Source organism: Streptomyces sparsogenes subsp. cuspidosporus, assembly GCF_039532705.1.
GTDB lineage: Bacteria > Actinomycetota > Actinomycetes > Streptomycetales > Streptomycetaceae > Streptomyces > Streptomyces sparsogenes.
On sequence record NZ_BAAASD010000126.1, the window covers coordinates 1 to 1,347 of the forward strand.

The following is a 1,347-nucleotide window of genomic DNA, read 5'->3' on the forward strand; positions in this document are numbered from 1 at the left end:
GGGTGATCCGGCAGGCGTTGGCGAACGCGGGGCTGGCGGCGGCCGAGGTGGACGCGGTCGAGGCGCATGGCACGGGCACTCGGCTCGGTGACCCCATTGAGGCGCAGGCGTTGCTGGCCACCTATGGGCAGGGACGTGCGGAGGGGCGGCCGCTGTGGCTGGGCTCGTTGAAGTCGAACATGGGGCACGCCCAGGCCGCCGCGGGTGTGGCCGGTGTGATCAAGATGGTCATGGCGCTGCGGCACGGGGAACTGCCGCGCACCCTGCACATCGACCGGCCCTCCACGGAGGTGGACTGGTCGGCGGGTGCGGTGTCGCTGTTGACGGAGCACAGGCCGTGGCCGGAGGTGGAGCGGCCCCGGCGGGCCGGGGTGTCGTCGTTCGGCGCCAGCGGTACGAACGCGCACGTCATTCTTGAGCAGGCGCCGGAGCCGCAGGAGGCCGACCGGTCGGGTATCGCCCCGTTGCGGGGTGTGGTGCCGTGGCTGGTGTCAGGGCGCGGCGAGGGGGGTGTGCGGGGTCAGGCGGCTCGGCTGCGAGAGTGGCTGAGCACCGAAAGCGACATCGATACGGCTGCGGTCGGCCATGCGCTGGCCACCCGTCGCGCCGGACTGGACACCCGCGCCGCAGTGGTCGCGGCGGACCGTGAGGGCTTCCTCGCCGGGCTGGCGGCGATCGCCGTCGGAGATCCGGCACCTGGGGTGATCAACGGCACGGTACTCCCGGGGGCTGATCGGGTGGTGTTTGTCTTTCCTGGTCAGGGTGCGCAGTGGGTGCGGATGGGGTTGGAGCTGGCGGGGTCGAGTGAGGTGTTCGCGGCGCGGTTGGCGGAGTGTGAGGAGGCGTTGTCGGAGTTCGTGTCGTGGTCGTTGAGGGAGGTGCTGGCTGATGAGGAGGCCCTGTCGAGGGTGGATGTGGTGCAGCCGGCGTTGTGGGCGGTGATGGTGTCGCTGGCGGCCTGGTGGCAGGCTCAGGGCGTTACTCCGGCTGTGGTGGTGGGGCATTCGCAGGGGGAGATTGCGGCGGCTTGTGTGGCGGGGGCGTTGAGTGTGCGGGATGCGGCTCGGGTGGTGGCGTTGCGCAGCCGTGCGTTGCTGTCGCTGGCGGGTGAGGGTGGCATGGCCTCCATCGCCGCCGATGCGGACCAGGTGGCGGGGCTGATCGAGGCCTGGTCAGGGTGCGTGTCCATCGCGGCGGTCAACGGCCCGGCCACGACAGTGATCTCCGGTGACCGGGATGCGCTGTCCGAGGTGATTGCCGGGTGTGAGGAGCAGGGGGTACGGGCGCGGTGGATCGCGGTGGACTACGCGTCCCACGGTGCGCATGTGGAGTCCGTACGCGACCAGC

At 71.1% G+C, this 1,347-nt stretch carries 1 protein-coding gene; it reads left to right on the plus strand.

Annotated elements, in window-relative coordinates; genetic code table 11:
* Window positions 1-1,347, plus strand: a 1,347-nt coding sequence (locus tag ABFY07_RS42655) for an acyltransferase domain-containing protein (RefSeq protein WP_346179609.1), incomplete at both ends; no start/stop codon positions are given.